The organism is Methanocalculus natronophilus, from assembly GCF_038751955.1.
GTDB lineage: Archaea > Halobacteriota > Methanomicrobia > Methanomicrobiales > Methanocorpusculaceae > Methanocalculus > Methanocalculus natronophilus.
In genome coordinates this window covers 63496-79660 of record NZ_JBCEXH010000001.1, presented here as the reverse complement: position 1 = coordinate 79660, position 16165 = coordinate 63496, and the positions used below count along the sequence as shown (strand labels likewise).

General features: G+C 51.4%; 15 protein-coding genes. 13 read left to right on the top strand and 2 right to left on the bottom strand.

The genetic code is table 11. From position 1 onward, the window contains the following. Positions 1-95: 95 nt before the first annotated feature. From ABCO64_RS00360 to ABCO64_RS00300, 13 genes are all read left to right on the top strand, one after another. Entirely contained in the window at positions 96-434 is a 339-nt protein-coding gene (locus ABCO64_RS00360; RefSeq protein WP_343089162.1) for a hypothetical protein, read from the top strand. A 471-nt stretch (positions 435-905) separates the two neighbouring features. After that, the gene (locus ABCO64_RS00355; RefSeq protein ID WP_253458395.1) at positions 906-1091 is read left to right on the top strand and encodes a hypothetical protein; all 186 of its coding nucleotides are present in this window, start codon (positions 906-908) and stop codon (positions 1089-1091) included. A 21-nt stretch (positions 1092-1112) separates the two neighbouring features. After that, entirely contained in the window at positions 1113-1433 is a 321-nt protein-coding gene (locus ABCO64_RS00350) for a V-type ATPase subunit subunit G family protein (protein ID WP_253458393.1), read from the top strand. Between the two features lie 7 nt (positions 1434-1440). After that, positions 1441-3387, top strand: coding sequence for a V-type ATP synthase subunit I (locus tag ABCO64_RS00345; protein WP_253458391.1), 1947 nt, complete (start codon positions 1441-1443; stop codon positions 3385-3387). Between the two features lie 205 nt (positions 3388-3592). Next, a complete protein-coding gene (locus tag ABCO64_RS00340) occupies positions 3593-3802 on the top strand; it encodes an ATPase (protein ID WP_253458389.1) in 210 nt (69 codons plus the stop codon). Positions 3803-3919: 117 nt separating this feature from the next. After that, complete coding sequence (locus ABCO64_RS00335; protein WP_343089161.1) at positions 3920-4498, top strand: V-type ATP synthase subunit E; 579 nt, start codon at positions 3920-3922, stop codon at positions 4496-4498. Position 4499: 1 nt separating this feature from the next. Beyond that, positions 4500-5552 (top strand): V-type ATPase subunit, encoded by a 1053-nt coding sequence (locus tag ABCO64_RS00330; protein WP_253458384.1) that lies wholly within the window; start codon positions 4500-4502, stop codon positions 5550-5552. Further along, positions 5545-5865: a V-type ATP synthase subunit F gene (locus tag ABCO64_RS00325; RefSeq protein ID WP_253458381.1), complete on the top strand. Its 321-nt coding sequence runs from the start codon at positions 5545-5547 to the stop codon at positions 5863-5865. Before ABCO64_RS00330 ends, ABCO64_RS00325 begins: the two co-directional genes overlap by 8 nt. Positions 5866-5869: 4 nt before the next feature. Beyond that, positions 5870-7609: a V-type ATP synthase subunit A gene (locus tag ABCO64_RS00320; RefSeq protein WP_292615656.1), complete on the top strand. Its 1740-nt coding sequence runs from the start codon at positions 5870-5872 to the stop codon at positions 7607-7609. Further along, positions 7606-9003, top strand: a complete 1398-nt coding sequence (locus ABCO64_RS00315) for a V-type ATP synthase subunit B (RefSeq protein ID WP_292615654.1) — start codon at positions 7606-7608, stop codon at positions 9001-9003. Before ABCO64_RS00320 ends, ABCO64_RS00315 begins: the two co-directional genes overlap by 4 nt. Positions 9004-9006: 3 nt before the next feature. Beyond that, positions 9007-9660: a V-type ATP synthase subunit D gene (locus ABCO64_RS00310; RefSeq protein ID WP_292615652.1), complete on the top strand. Its 654-nt coding sequence runs from the start codon at positions 9007-9009 to the stop codon at positions 9658-9660. Positions 9661-9961: 301 nt separating this feature from the next. Further along, the gene (locus tag ABCO64_RS00305; protein ID WP_253458372.1) at positions 9962-12856 is read left to right on the top strand and encodes a tetratricopeptide repeat protein; all 2895 of its coding nucleotides are present in this window, start codon (positions 9962-9964) and stop codon (positions 12854-12856) included. Positions 12857-13038: 182 nt separating this feature from the next. Continuing rightward, the gene (locus ABCO64_RS00300) at positions 13039-13941 is read left to right on the top strand and encodes a tetratricopeptide repeat protein (RefSeq protein WP_253458370.1); all 903 of its coding nucleotides are present in this window, start codon (positions 13039-13041) and stop codon (positions 13939-13941) included. A 446-nt stretch (positions 13942-14387) separates the two neighbouring features. Here ABCO64_RS00300 and ABCO64_RS00295 read toward each other — a convergent pair whose 3' ends face one another. Both ABCO64_RS00295 and ABCO64_RS00290 read right to left on the bottom strand, forming a co-directional pair. Continuing rightward, positions 14388-15413, bottom strand: a complete 1026-nt coding sequence (locus ABCO64_RS00295) for a Coenzyme F420 hydrogenase/dehydrogenase, beta subunit C-terminal domain (protein WP_253458368.1) — start codon at positions 15411-15413, stop codon at positions 14388-14390. Positions 15414-15419: 6 nt separating this feature from the next. Next, complete coding sequence (locus ABCO64_RS00290) at positions 15420-16163, bottom strand: GltB/FmdC/FwdC-like GXGXG domain-containing protein (protein WP_253458366.1); 744 nt, start codon at positions 16161-16163, stop codon at positions 15420-15422. Between the last annotated feature and the right edge of the window lie 2 nt (positions 16164-16165).

Here is a 16165-nt window from a genome sequence, read left to right as displayed (position 1 = left end):
CTGCATGCCGGATCAGCCTGCCCCCATCTCAGCCTGACACCAGAATCAATTGGATAGTGCCAAACCTCATATACTGGAAAAGTGCAGTATCATGCATGCCTGAAGTGCCGCGGGACGGGATCGGGAGACGGGTGTTCCAGCTGAAGCAGCAGAGGAGTGTCGAACAGGCAATTGCCATTATCCGGACTACACTTGGGGAAAAATGGATGGGTTTTTCTGAAGATGATGTCAATGCCCTGCGGATGATCTTAGAGGAACTCTGGTTACAGACGCCACGGAGCACCTGGAAAAACTACTCCTTCTCACGCCTGACATATACGGATATCCAGACGATCACAAGGATTGGACATTCACGGATGCGGGATTTGATGTCGAAGAAGGAGGCAACAAACCAGCTCAATCAGATATTCCAAACTATTGCTTCTGGATTCTGAATTTTTTACATCATCGGCATTTCTCGTGCCGACTGGTAAACCTTTTTTTTGAGCAGCGTGCTGATCTGCGTCACAAGCAGCGAGCCACACCCGCTTGAGGTAAAAAACCAACCACGATCTATTTCCCCACTCCTTGTGACATGCCCCCCTGATGTTCAGGCTGAATAATGCCAATCAACGTCTGAATTGTCTTACGCATGTTATTTTAAACCATATTAAGTGGTATTTTCAAAAAAGACCTGAATTGAACTCCTTTTTTCGCGCGCAACCCGGTTTATGAAGCAAAACATACCGGATCAGATCATATGCAGATTTGTATCAGATACGGGTGTGATTTGGGAAAAGAATAATGTATATACATAAGCAGGTCCTGATTTGCCTGCAATAACTGACGATATCTATAAATATCCAAGTGACAATTACACGTGTGAATTCCAATGGTTTACACCATATGTAATGGGGGTGCAAGTCATGCAAACGTCATCCGGTTCAGCCCGTGCGAGCAGTATCATCGATGGACTGAAGAGCCAGGCACTTGCTCGGTGCCAGGAACGGATAGACAGAGCTGCCGCACGATCAAAAGGCAGGAAGCGTGCCAGCCCGGCAGTCCCCTGCCGGGGCGTCACCTCGATGCTCAGGCATCATCATGGACTCTGATAAACAGGTGAATGGTGGGATATGGTTTCAGATCAGTCAGTTTTGCAGGCAATCCGGAGAAAAGAACTCGAGGTAAACGTCCGGATCGAGGAGGCCAGATCCGCTGCCAATACAATACTGGAAGAGGCCCAAAACGAGGCAGCAGCAATACTACAACGATATGATGCAGAAGGTGAAGAAGAAGGGAAAATAATTTTTGAACAGGAACTTGAAGCGATAGATAAGGAAATTGCCCGCCTTGAAGAGCAGAAGAAAGAAGAAGAAGAGCATATCAGGCAAAAATTTGAAAAAAAGGTTCCTGAAGCGGTTGATACAGTTGTACGATATATAGGATTTGGGTGATACACAGATGCTCCAGAGAATGGTAAAGGTTCAGGTCATTGGTCCAAAGAAGCACCTGAATCAGATCGTTGATACACTGTATCAGGCAGGTACCATTCATCTTGAGGATGCATCGCGGGATCATGAGCCCGGAGGCATTATTCTTCAGAAAATTGAACCTGAGGAAGCTGATACATTAGCTGCTCTGATCTCTAAGATAGAAGGAATCCAGCATATTCTCCCAAAAGTTTCTGTCGATACAAAGCAAGAAGAGGCTATCATCTCTGATCTTGGCCAGCAGGGCCAGGAAGCCATAATAAAACGGGCCCAGGAGGTGATCAGAACCCTTGAGCCGACCACCAAAGAGCTCATCTCAAAGAAGACCGATCTCGAATTCACCATAGAAAACCTCTCCCGTTACCAGGATGTCATTGAAAAGATCCTTCCGATTGAAGAGCAGATTCCTGCACTTGAAGGCTTTGAGATCACCATCATTTTAATCCAGCGGGAGTTTGAAGGGCTGCTGGACTTAATCAGGGACAGGCTCACCTCAATTACAAAAAACCAGTGTGAACTGATATCCGCCTCTGTGGATGAAGAGAATATCGCCACAGTCGTCATCTTTAACAGGCAATATGCAGGTGAGGTTCACTCCTTCCTCTATTCACAGAATGTAAACGAACTCAGGCTTCCTCCCGAATACCTCAACCGCCCCTTAAAGGATATCCTTGTTCTGAACCGGGAGAGAAAGGAGGAAGCGGTTGCTCTGGTCGAACAGATAGATTCCGATCTCAGGGAACTTGCCATAACCTGGTATATGGAAATCTCCGCCCTCAGGCGTCTCTTAACCGACCGGTACGAGGAGCTGAAGGTCTACAACAAATTCGGTCAGACAGATTATACTTTTATTGTCCTTGGGTGGATTCCGAAAAAACTGCTCGAACCCACAAAGATGAAACTCAGGGACGCCTATGGCGATCTTGTCGTTGTGAACGAACTGGAGCCCACACCGGAAATGATGGATGATGCTCCGACTTTCTATGATAATCCTGCGATTGTCAAGCCATTTGAGTACCTGCTCAGCTTCATCTCCCACCCGAAGTACCGCGAGATCGATCCCTCTCCGATCTTTGCCATCTTCTTTCCGATATTCTTTGGACTGATAGTCGGCGACATCGGGTATGGTTTTGTGATCCTTGGCATTGCACTCCTGCTGAAGAAGACATTCAGTGAACAGTTCGACTGGATCCGTCCCCTTATGAACCTGATGATTATCGCCTCCCTGCCAACCATCCTCTTTGGATTTGTATTTGGGAAATTCTTTGGCGACCTTGGGAACAGGCTTGATATCATTCAGCCGATGACCATTATGGGTATCTACTGGGATCGGTTCGATGCGATGATCCCGATGCTCATTCTGGTCATTGCAATCGGTGTATTCCATATCATTCTTGGACTGAGCCTTGGTATCATCAACCAGTATACCAAGATGCAGTGTGCAAAATATGCATGCGACTGCAGGAAACACATCTGTGAAAAAGCCGGGATGATCATGGCTATCCTCAGTGTTCTTGTCCTGGCAGGTGCCCTGACACTGTTTATCCCTGAGGTCCTGATGTATGCCGGCATCGTGATGCTGGTTATTGCCCTTGCCCTGATCATCTATGGGGGAGGGCTCATCGCAAGCATGGAGATCATCAGTTTATTTGGTAATATTGTCTCCTATGCACGTATTATGGCAATAGGGATCTCCTGCATGGTTCTCGGTGTGGTTGCAAACGAGCTTGGCGGCATGATAGGAGTTGCCGTGATAGGGATTGCTGTTGCAACGGTCATTCATATGATCAATATCATACTGAAGATGTTTACGGGATCTCTGCACTCATTCAGGTTGCAAATCGTTGAGTTTGGCCCAAAATTCACTGAAGGCGGAGGCAAACTCTATAAACCATTTCGAAGGGGTGATCGGGGTTGATTCCATGAAATGAATGGCCGATTCTGTAATTTCAATTGATTTACGAGCACCGTTTCGGACATCCCGTTACGGGGGTGTTCCTGTCACTGTACCGGTGTGGAAGAGCGGATCCGGGATCGACCCTGACGTGAAAATGGTGCAGAAGAGGCAGTATCGCTTGAAGAACAAATTGCCATTTAGGCGTAACTAACAGGTAATGAGTACTATGGAGTGGGGTATACCAATCGGTGCCGGCATTGCTTTTGGGCTTGGCGCACTTGGAGCTGGAATTGCGATGTCGAGAATTGGATCTGCCGGAGCCGGCACAGTTGCCGAAAGGCCTGAGCTGTTCGGTTACATGCTGATATTTCTGGCTATTCCTGAAACGCTTGCCATCTTTGGGTTCGTTATTGCAGCGATGATCCTGATCATGTAAGAAAAGACCTTGAGAGACTCAATAGTCTCCCCATGATCATCATAAGAGCAGTGCCTGCGCTTTGGAAAAAGAGAGATATATTTGAGTCTTTCAGATGAAAGAGAGATGGAGTGGCACATGAGCGAACAACTGATAAAAACCGTTGATGAGTCTGCCGAAGAGGAGATACAGAGAATCCTGGAGGAGGCAGAAGCCCGGGCTGAGCGGATACGAGAGGAAGCAGACGCCGAAGGCATGAAACTGAAACAGCTCCATCTTGAGCACTGGAAGAATGCCGGTGCTCTGGAACGGATTTCAGTTGTTGCCGCCCGGGAAAAAGCAAGGCTTGAACTATTGCAGATAAAAGAAGAATTTTTTGAGGCCGTCTTCCTTCGTGCAGAAGAAGAGATCGCTTCCTTCAGAGAAAGTCCGGAGTATGAAACCTTTTTGAAGGCTGCAACGCGTGAAGCTCTCTCTCTCCTTGACCACGACGCCGCCATCCTCCACATCGATCCTGCAGATCAGGATCTCTTTTCCCGGATTAAAACCGATACCGGCCTGAATCACGATGTGATTGCAGATATTGAGACGCCTGGAGGATTAATTGCAATGACTCCGGATGAGAGTATCGCCGTTGACAACACACTTGAGTCGAGGCTTGCGAAATCCAGGGAACTGCTCAGGAAAGAGATCTTTTCTATACTGGAAGGAGGGTGAGATGGATTACGGAAATGCGAATGCCCGGATTAAAAGCATGAAAAGCCGGCTTCTGGATCAACAGGATCTCGATGAGCTCTCAAACAAACCGGATATCGATTCCTTAATCATTGCACTTGAGGATACCGCATACAGAACAGAGATTCAGAAGGCAGGTATAGAATTTTCCGGGATCTCCCAGATCGAGACGGCAATACGACGGGATCTCGTCTTCTCGTTCCGGCAGATTCTCCGCTTCTTCAGGGGTGAATCCGATGAGGCCTACATTCGCATTCTGCTCAATCGCTTTGATGTCCAGAATATCAAAACGGTGCTGCGTGGAAAGAAGATTGGCGCTCACCACAATGAGATCATCGCAAATCTTGTACCGGCAGGAGAACTTGGTATGGCTGCACTCAGCGAGCTGACTGAACAGCCGGATGTCAGGGCTGTTATTGACCTGCTTGCAACCTGGAGGATCGATTATGCCGCTCCCCTGACCCGGAAACTACCAGCCTATCTTGAAAAACGTGATCTTGCCATCCTCGAATTCGCACTGGATCAGTTTTACTTCAATCATGCTCTCTCAATCCTGAAAGAGGATGAGAGTGATGATGGTGTCATTGTTCTAGAGATGATCCAGACTGGAATTGATGTTGCGAACCTCAAAATTGTGCTCAGAATCATCAGGGACCGGATCAATGTTGATGATCCCAATGACTACCTGATCGCAGGAGGCAAATATATCAGGATCGATCAGCTGGCACCGATGCTGACTGCACGATCTGTCGAGGAGTTCGTCAGGGAACTGGCAGATACCGCGTATGCATTTCTTGGAGATGTCAACAGGGAAGATCTTGTCCATGAGAAGCTTTCTTCACTTGAACGGGAACTTGAGCGATTTATAATCATCAAGGGATGCAGGCACTTCCTCCGGGATCCACTCAGTATCGCCATCCCTATCGGGTATATCTGGGCAAAAGAGAACGAAATCACGAACATCAGGATCATAGCCCGATCCATCATCGGCCAGGTGCCTGAACCAGAACTGCGGAGGGCGTTGACCTATGTATAAATGTATGGTCGTGACCGATCCCGAGACCGCTCCCGGCTTTCAGATGGCTGGAGTTGAAGTCATCGAGCTTGCTGACCCTGATGATGCGGGCAAACTGGTATCCCGCCTGCTCCATCGTGATGATACCGGGGTGATTGCAATGAATGAAGAGTTTATCGAGAGACTGGATCGAAAGATTATGGAACGTATCGAGAAATCGTACAGGCCCATCATCATCCCGATTCCATCGGGGAAGAAGCAGGCGGACCAGGAGAGCTACATCGACAGGCTTCTCCGCAGGGCAATTGGCTACAATATTGTTGTGAGGCGATAGAGACGTGGCAGTAGGCAGCATTTCACGAATATCCGGGCCGGTTGTAAATGCAACAGGACTCCGGGGCTCAATGATGTATGAGGTGGTACGGGTCGGCAAAGATGCATTATTTGGAGAAATTATCCGTCTTGACCGTGATGAGGCGATCATCCAGGTGTATGAAGATACATCCGGCTTAAAGATCGGTGAGAAGGTGGAGAGCACAGGCTCCCAGTTTTCTGTGGCTCTTGGACCCGGGCTTCTCTCTTCAATCTATGATGGCATCCAGCGCCCACTCCCTGTCCTCCAGGATATGAGCGGAGACTTTATCTCGCGGGGTATCTTTCCTCCCGGACTTGATCTCTCCCGACGCTGGACCTTTACTCCGGCTGTTTCAGCAGGCGACCCCGTCAGGGAGGGAGATCTCATCGGTGTTGTGGCAGAATACCATATTGAACACCGGATCATGGTTCCACCGGCAGTTTCGGGAACTGTCAAAGAGATATATGAAGGTGACTTCACAGTAGAAGAGCCGGTCTGTATTCTGGATAACGGCTCCAAAATCCGCATGATGCAGCTCTGGCCGGCCAGAAAACCACGCCCCTTCCGGAAAAAGCTGGATCCGGATACCCTTCTGATCACCGGGCAGCGGATCTTTGATACCATGTTTCCGGTTGCCAAAGGTGGAACCGCAATGATACCCGGGGGCTTTGGAACCGGAAAGACGGTTGCAGAACAAACTCTCGCGAAATGGTCTGATACCCAGATTGTTGTCTATATCGGCTGTGGCGAACGGGGCAACGAGATGACGGATGTTCTCTATGAGTTCCCCGAACTCATTGATCCAAGAACGGGCCTTCCGCTGATTGAGCGTACTGTCCTTATCGCGAATACATCCAATATGCCTGTTGCCGCCCGGGAAGCCTCGATTTATACCGGGATCACCATAGCAGAATACTACCGTGATATGGGGTATGATGTGGCTCTGATGGCAGATTCTACCTCGAGATGGGGAGAGGCACTCAGGGAGATCTCAGGACGGCTTGAAGAGATGCCTGGCGAGGAGGGATATCCTGCATATCTTGCAACACGGCTTGCGGCATTTTATGAGCGTGCCGGCCGTGTGATATGCCACGGAAATGATGAACGGATCGGGTCAATTACCATCATCGGTGCCGTCTCACCTCCGGGCGGAGACTTCTCAGAGCCGATTACCCAGAACACGCTCCGGGTTGCAGGCACCTTCTGGGCACTGGATACTGCTCTTGCCTACCGGCGCCATTTCCCTTCAGTGAACTGGATTAAAAGTTATTCTCTCTACCTGGAGAGTCTTGGAGACTGGTACAACCAGGAAGTAGCCGGAGACTGGCTGAATCTTCGGGAAGAAGCAATTTATCTGCTCCAGAAGGAGGTCGAACTGCAGGAGATCGTCCAGCTGGTCGGGCCGGATGCCCTCCCTGAGAGTGAGAAACTCATCCTTGAGGTTTCCCGGATGATACGGGAGGATTTCCTTCAGCAGAGTGCATTTCATGATATTGATTCCTTCTGTTCGCTTGACAAACAGTACTGGATGCTCAAGACCATTCTCACCTTCTATGAGAGCGGGAAACGATCCATGAACCGGGGCGTCGGGATTGATGCAGTGATGCAGCTGCCGGTAAAAAAGGATATCGGGCGGATGAAGGAGCTGCCCGATGCTGCGATGGTTGAAGAATATATCGAGAGGATAAACCGGGATATCGCATCCCTTCTGGAGGAATCATGATGGCAGTCCCGCTTGCAACCAAGGAGTACAGAACCATAAGCCATGTCGCAGGTCCTTTGATCTTCATCGGGAATACAACCGATGTCTCGTATGATGAGATTGTACGGATACGGCTTGCAGATGGCGAGGAGCGAACCGGAAGGGTGCTTGAGATAGCAGAGGATGTTGCTGTTGTGCAGGTCTTTGAGGGTACAACCGGCATAGACAACAGGAATACGAAAGCCAGCTTCACCGGCAGGCCTCTCATGATGAAGCTCTCTCCGGATATCCTCGGGAGAACCTTTAATGGAATCGGCAAGCCCCGTGATGGCGGCCCGGATATCATTGAGGAGATGGAAATCGATGTGAATGGCATGCCGATCAACCCGGTCGCACGGGATAAGCCTGAAGATTTTATCCAGACCGGCATGTCGGCAATAGACGGGCTCAATACGCTTGTCCGGGGGCAGAAGCTTCCGATCTTCTCGGGTGCGGGCCTGCCTGCAAACAAGCTCGCAGCCCAGATCGGAAGGCAGGCAGAAGTGCTTGGAGAAGGTGAACAGTTCTCTGTTGTCTTTGCGGCAATGGGGATCACCTTCAGGGAGGCTTCCTTCTTCATCCGTTCCTTTGAGAAGTCCGGGGCACTTGGAAGGGTTGTCTTTTTCATGAACCTGACTGATGATCCGACTATCGAGAGGCTGACAACCCCGCGATGTGCCCTCTCGGTTGCAGAATACCTCGCCTATACACTGAACCATCATGTGCTTGTTATTCTCACTGATATGATCAATTACTGTGAGGCGCTCCGTGAGATATCAACCGCCCGGGAAGAGGTTCCCGGACGGAGAGGGTATCCGGGGTATATGTATACCGATCTCTCGACAATTTATGAACGTGCAGGGAAGATCAAAGGAAAGAAAGGCTCAATTACCCAGATTCCGATTCTGACGATGCCGGATGATGATATCACCCATCCGGTACCTGATCTGACAGGCTATATCACCGAGGGACAGATTGTCCTGTCGCGTGATCTCTTCAGGAGAGGTGGCGATCCCCCGATCGACGTTCTTCCGTGCCTCTCAAGGCTGATGAACTCGGGCATTGGTGAGGGGAAGACACGGGAAGACCACCGTAATGTTGCCGACCAGCTCTATGCCTCCTATGCCTATGGACGGGATCTCAGGAGGCTTGTTGCGATTGTTGGAGAGGAGGCGCTGACAGAGCTCGACAGAATGTATCTCAAGCTTGCTGATGAGTTTGAGAAGACCTTTATTTCACAGGGAGATGAGAACCGGGGGATCGAAAAGACCCTTGCAATCGGGTGGAACCTGCTTGCAATGCTCCCTGATGAGGAACTCAAACGGATTTCTGTTGAAAACATCGAGAAATACCATCCCGGATACCAGGAGGAATGATGAATGGAGCAGGTTAATCCCACCCGCATGGAGCTTATCAGGGTGAAAAACCAGATCAAGCTCGCAGAACAGGGAAAAGATCTCCTGCGCCAGAAGATGGATGCACTCATCCAGGAATTCTTTTTAATCATGAAGGATGTATCCGACTCAAGGGCGGAACTGGAGGTTGTGGACCGGTCAGCCCGGCATTCCCTGCATATGGCAGTCGCAGTCGATGATTCTGTGGCAGTCAGGTCTGCTGCCCTTGCAACGCGGCGCGGGGTCTTTCTGGATATTTCCGGCAAAAACATCATGGGTGTACCTGTTCCGATCCTCGAGAAGAAGACGATCTCCAAGGGAACCTTTGAGCGGGGGTATAGTGTCGTCGGTGTCTCTGCGAGGATCGATGAGGTTGCGGAGAAGTTTGAGAAGGAACTGGATCTGATCATCCAGCTGGCTGAGACCGAGACCGCTCTCCGGAGACTTGGGGAAGAGATCCAGATGAACCGGAGGCGTGTGAATGCCCTTGAGCAGGTGGTGATACCAGATCTGTTAGATACCGCAAAAAGCATCAAAATTGCAATAGAGGAACGTGAAAGAGAAGATCTCTTCAGATTAAAGAAAGTGAAGAAGATCATATCACGCAGGAAGCAGAAAGAGAAAGCTGCTGCCGGATGACCTGTTTGAATCCTGCTCCAATACTCTTTTTTTCACCTGGGCCAGATCAGGTGGGTCTGATGGTGTTGCTCTATTGAGTGCAACTCAGATTTCTACTGGACAAAACAAAGGCTGCCGCTCTTGTGCCTGGTATCTGGTAACGGTGAGATTTTTCAGCTCCTCTGATTTAATTGCCTGGCTCCATCAAAATCAATACTCTGATAGGAAACGACTCCCACATATATATCAGGATACAGAGAAGAGAAAGAGAGTATATCATAGTAGTATACAAGCCTTGTGCCATGAGAGAGGGTTTGGACAGATGGGTACTGGCAGGCGCATTCCAATCAGCAAAATCAGCAGAGGATATGACCTGATCAAGCAGGGTTCCTACCTTGATGCGGTTCTGACATATGATAGTGTACTCTCTACTGACCCAACTGATTCAGTTGCCTGGACCTGTCGTGGTATAGCACTTGCCGGGCTTGGGCAAAACGATGATGCCATAGCATCATATGATCGTGCACTCACGATGAACCCCCACGACTCTCTTGCCTGGATTGGCCGTGGGAATGCTCTCTATGAACTTGGAAACTACAGCGAGGCGCTGAACTCCTATGATCGTGCCATTGCAAGCGATCCTGAAGATTCGTGTGCCTGGCTGAACCGGGCTGCAGAGCTTGCCAACCTTGGCAGGTATGTTGATTCACTGGCATCATATGATAAGGCCCTCTCTCTTGATCCAACAGATGCGGCTGCCTGGATTGGCCGTGGGAATGCTCTATCTGAACTCAGCCGCCCGGGAGACGCCCTTGTATCCTTTGATAAAGCCCTGGAACTTGATCCGGATGATGCGGCTGCCTGGAATGCCCGTGGGAATGCGCTTATCGGGCTTGGGAGATATACCGATGCGATCGCATCCTGTGATCGTGCCCTTTCAATCGACCGCAAAAACGCCCATGCCTGGTATAATCGTGGGAATGCGCTCGCATATATCGGCAGGCATGCAGATGCACTTGCCGCCTATGATCGCGCACTCGCTATCAGCCGCACGCGTGCCCAGGTCTGGTATAACCGGGGAAATACGCTCAGGAGCCTCTCACGGTATGCAGATGCGCTTGCCTCCTATGACCAGGCGCTCTCACTTGATCCAGGACATGCCTATGCCTGGACAGGGCGGGGCAACGCCCTGCTCAGAACCGGATCCTTTACCAAAGCTGTTGAGTCGTATGACAGGGCCCTTGCCCTGAATCAGGATGATCCCGTCGCCTGGAATAACCGTGGGGTGGCACTTGGAGCCCTCGGAAACTATACCGAGGCGCTGGTCTCCTATGATCGTGCACTTGCAATCAATCCTGATGATGCCCTTGCCTGGACCGGACAGGGTGTTGCCCTTGTTGAACTGGGCAGGTATGCCGAAGCCATTCACTCATTTGATCATGCGCTTGGCATCGACTCTGAAAATGCATCTGCCTGGTATAACCGTGGGAATGCCCTCTCAAACCTGGGCATGTACGGGGATGCAGCTGCCTCGTATGACAGGGCCCTTGCCCTGCATCCTGATTATGTCACTGCATGGACAAACCGCGGCAATGCATATCTTGGCCTCGGGCAGCTGGACGATGCGCTCTTTTCATATGAAAAAGCACTTGAGCTGGATCCTGTCAATGCGCCTGCCTGGAGCAACCGCGGCAATGCGCTTGGGATACTCGGGCGGTATGCAGATGCTGTTGCCTCCTGTGACAAGGCGCTTGCGATAGATCCAGAGAACGCCAATGCCTGGATTGGGAGGGGTGTGGCGCTTGAGAAGATCGGGCGGCATACACAAGCAATAGAGTCGTATGACAGGGCTGTTTTTGTCGATCCAATGCATGCACTGGCATGGTATATCCGTGGCAACGCACTTGGGCATCTTGGGAGGTTTAAGGAGGCACTTGCCTCGTATGATCGCTGCCTTGCGATCAGCCCGGGTGATGCCCTTGCCTGGAGCAACCGTGGAGTTGCACTGGAAAAATTGCTCAGGTTTGAGCATGCCGTCTCCTCGTATGACAGGGCGCTGGCTCTCAATCCTCGTGATGCCCATGCATGGTGCAACCGCGGCAATGCACTTGGTGGCCTTGGCAGGTTTGATGAAGCGGTTCTCTCATATGATAAAGCGCTTGAGCATGATCCGGATCTTGGCAGTGTCTGGACAGGCAGGGGTGTTGCCCTTGAAAAGATGGGATGCTATGATGATGCCCGTATCTCGTATGAGCATGCGCTCACCTTCAATCCGGATGATGCTGTTGCTGCGACAGGATATATGAATGCACGGGAAAAAAGTGCATGCCATGGGGACGACATCGGTTTCCCGGAAGGAACGGAGCGAAATATCCGCCCCCGTTCTCTGGCAGCCGGAGATTGTGGGAATGGGTCTGTTGTGCATGGCTTTGACTGGCACGGTGCTGCTCAGGGTGAAGGCGCTTTAGACTCTGCTGCACCCCCTGGCAATGAAGCCGGTACAGATGTATACTCTCCTTCCAAAAAGACGTTTATATCCCCGGTCATTGCAGGAGGGATCTGCAGTTCCGGGTATTCTCTCTCAAACAGGTCCACAAACGATCTGAAGCCGGTTCTCTTTCATATCTGGAAGCGATCCGGCATCCTGAGGAAGGCAGATGGAATGCAGCCTGGTGCATTGCATCCCGAAATGGAGATCAGCCGGATATCGTCTGCACTTGGCCTTTCTGGAGATATTCGTGCTCTCTGTTTAGATGTCTGCCGCGATCTCATGGGAAGCAGAGATTACCTGGATGTATCCCCGGCAGCCCTCGCAGCAACAGCCGTCTCTCTTGCCTGCAGGCAAGCCGGCACTCCATGCTCAGATGCCATGGTGGCTGGTGTCTCCCGGCTCTCCCAGGCCGGGCTTTTGAGCCTGACAGCGTCTGTACAGCAGGCATCCGGCAAAGCCCGTCTCCTTGAATTGTATCCTGACCTCGAACAGTGCTGCAATGAACTACAGCTGGATCAGCTGGCCTCTGAAGAGGCGGCACTGATTCTTCAGAAGGCAGAAGAAGAGAGCCCAGGCAGCGGGAGAGGCAGAAACGGCCTTCTTGCTGCTGTTCTCTATAAAGCAGCCAACCGGTCCGGGCAGGCATACTCACAACGTGAGGTTGCGGCAGCTGCCGGTGTCTCTGTCTCCACACTCAGGAAATGGTATAAACATCTCCCAAAATGATCATGCTGATGCAACAGCTGATCTGCTCACATCCGTTTTTCACAGGTCCCGGGTGTGCCGGTTTCCTGACCCGGACAGACGTTCGGTAGTATTATGTACAGCGAGCGTGGAATCAGAGGTATCTGAAAAATTGCACATCAGCACGTCATGAGCGCTGGTTCTGGAGGGGATGGCACGTGGATATGAACAGCGGGTCTATGGATGAAATGCTTGCATGCGGAGATGTACAGCTGGCAAACTCTCTCTTCACTGAAGCCGTGGAGACCTTTGAGCGCATTATTGAGAGGGATCCCACACATGCTACTGCATGGAACAACAGGGGTGTTGCCCTTATCGGGCTTGGGAGATATACTGATGCACTTCACTCATTTAACCGGGTTCTTGATATTTTGCAGAACGATGATTCCGAAGGCAACACCAGGTCCGGCTCCGCTGATCAGGACACCCCTGGTGCAGGTGCAGATGAGACTGGAGACTCTGACTCCTCTTTTGCCTCTCTCCCAGGAAAACTTCCCGATGATGCGGATACCTGGTATAATCATGGGATAGCCCTCTCCAAACTTGGACGGTATACTGAGGCAATTGCATCATTTGACAATGCTCTTGCCCTTGACCCTGATGATCCCGATACCTGGGGCAACCGTGGTGATACCTGTGGTGCACTGGGAAAGCACGAAGAGGCTGTGAGATCGTATGATCGTGTCCTCGCTATAGATCCTCTGGATGCAGGGATATGGACGTCACGGGGGCTGTCACTTGCGGCGCTCGGCCGGCTTGATGAGGCGCTTGAATCATTTGCCGATGCCCTCGCCCTTGACCCTGAGGATCTGGATGCCTGGATTGGCCGTGCCGTGATCCTCCATGAACATGAAGACTATACGGGGGCTGTCCATGCCTATGATATGGCGCTCTCAATCGACCCTGCTATCTTTGATCTCTGGTATAAGCGGGGGAGAGCTCTTGCTGAATCCGGACACTTCAATGAGGCGGTGAGATCATTTCAGCAGGTGCTTGCGCTTGAGCCGGGTCATACCGATGCAGAAGATGCCCTGCAGGTGCTTGTTCTGGAGCAAAATAGGAAATAGAGATAATTGTCTGGATTCTGTGTCGCTCGTGCTGCACCGGGATGTATTTTTTTGGCTCTTCGCTGATTTGTATGGGTTTTACAAGGGGGCGAGTCATCATCTGGTTATCAGGTGTTTGCATCAACATTCGGATCTGTTCACTGAGGCGTTTTTCCCCAGCGCCCCTGCCCCGTCCGCAGGTGCTTCGCAGGGGAGGTTCGTGCCGGGTTTCCGCAGATGCTGGTGCGGGAGGGGGCGGGAATGCTTTCGTTTGGCGTGCCAGAAGCAGATAAACGCCCGATTCCTTTGGAATCGCCTTTCAGGTTGCTCTCTCGAGCACGGATAGATCTGCTCTGTCATCCTGCTCCCTTCGCCTGACCCGCCCCCCGATACCCGCGCCGCACCTGCTTCAAACTACCCGCATAAAATAGCGAGGAGGCATTTTTCCCGCAACCCTTTCCCGCACGTCACCGTTTTGGAATTCCTCGTGCTGCCTTTTTTGCAGCAAGCGATTCTATGGCGCTTTGATCAATCTCTCCTTCAACAAGGAGCGCACCAGAGGCAACAGCTGATCTGACAAATGCCTCGCCTGTCTCACTCCTGATAATCAATGTGGTATACCCATCACCTGACCCGACGGCGCCAGCTGAGATATCCGCACTCCGGGCAGTCAGATCAGTGCAGATCCGGCACCCGGGACGGACAGCCTCGTCAAGTTCTTTCAGCGGCACGGTGAGTGTCTCACCACCTGCTCTGGTGACAACAAGTCCGCCTTTGACATCCAGCTTCTCCACCTGATGTGTTCTGATGCCATACCGGCGATCGAGGATAGTGTTGACGAGGTGATCGTAATCAAAGCTCTCGGTACAGAAAAGGCCGAATACGACCCTGATAGAGGTTGCAAACGGCCGGATAAGATCATTGTCGCTTGCTTTCATTACAGCTATTGCCTCGGTTGCACAGGGCAGGCCAATGACTGCAATCTTCCTGCATTTTTTCTGGATAACAGCTTTCTTGAGTGACGCAAGCAGCGGGACCCACCAGGCATACCGGCTTCCGGCATGCCGGATCAGTTCACCTGATGAGGTTATCAGGACAGACCTCGGCCTGAGCGTGAACCGGTCCTCAGTCACTGTCACAACAGAGTCAATGAGCCCCGAATCAAGTGCATCAGCAAGGATCGCCGTGACTGCCCCGCCGCTCTGACGGTGTGGCACCTCAATTCCTGCCCGTGCAGATACAATAGACTGGTATTCCCCAAGCAGTCCTCTCCCCTGAAAATCGCCCACCCGGGGGCATGAATCATAGCATGCGCCGCAGGGAACCTGATCTGTCAGCTCTTTGCAGTAATGCCTGTTCTCAGGGCAGGTGTTCTGTTCACTGCAGAAGACGATCGCATCGGCAGGGCAGACGGCAACACATGCTCCGCACCCACTGCACCTGCCGGTTTCCCAGACTTCGCGTAACAGATCTTCGTAACTGGAGTTTGCCATGTTTCATCACTCCCAGGTATATTTATTTGCAAACGGCCGTCCGCTTGAGGGGGTGATAATGGTATACTCATCATCAAGCAGAGGTTTTGGATCACGACCATAAACCGCCGCATATCGTCTGATATATGGATCAATCAGTCTCTTCTCCTCCTCGGTTGCCCGGCTCTTCTTCGCCCCGACTCCCAGTGTCTGGTCAGGAACGTCTCCCCGGATAATGATCAGCCCGCCGTGGATGCCGGATCCGATCCCCCGGTTGGGCAGAACCCGTTTCTCTCCGGATCCAAGAACGAGCACGAGGCCGCCTGCCATATACTCGCCGAGGAAGGCACAGGCATTCCCTCCGATGATCAGAACAGGCCTGTGGTCTCCATACTCCTTCATATGGATGCCGCCCCTGTACCCGATGTCATCACGGACCATCACAAGCCCTCCCCGCATGGAATGGGCGGTTGCGTCCCCTGCACTGCCGTGGATGATGATCTCGCCACCATCCATCGTATTGCCGGGCGCATGGTCACAGTTTCCAAAGACCTCGATTGAAGGGCCGCTCATGAACATCCCGAGATCTCCTCCGGGAGTGCCGTGAACTGTTATCTTCACTCTGCCTTTCAACCCGTCAGCGATGAAACGCTGCCCAAGTACATGCTCGATCCGGATCTTCTCTGTTCCTTTGGCAACAGCAGATCGTATCGCCTTGTTGAGCGGTGTGTAATGCATCCCCTCTGCATTGATTACCAGTTCATTCTCCATCC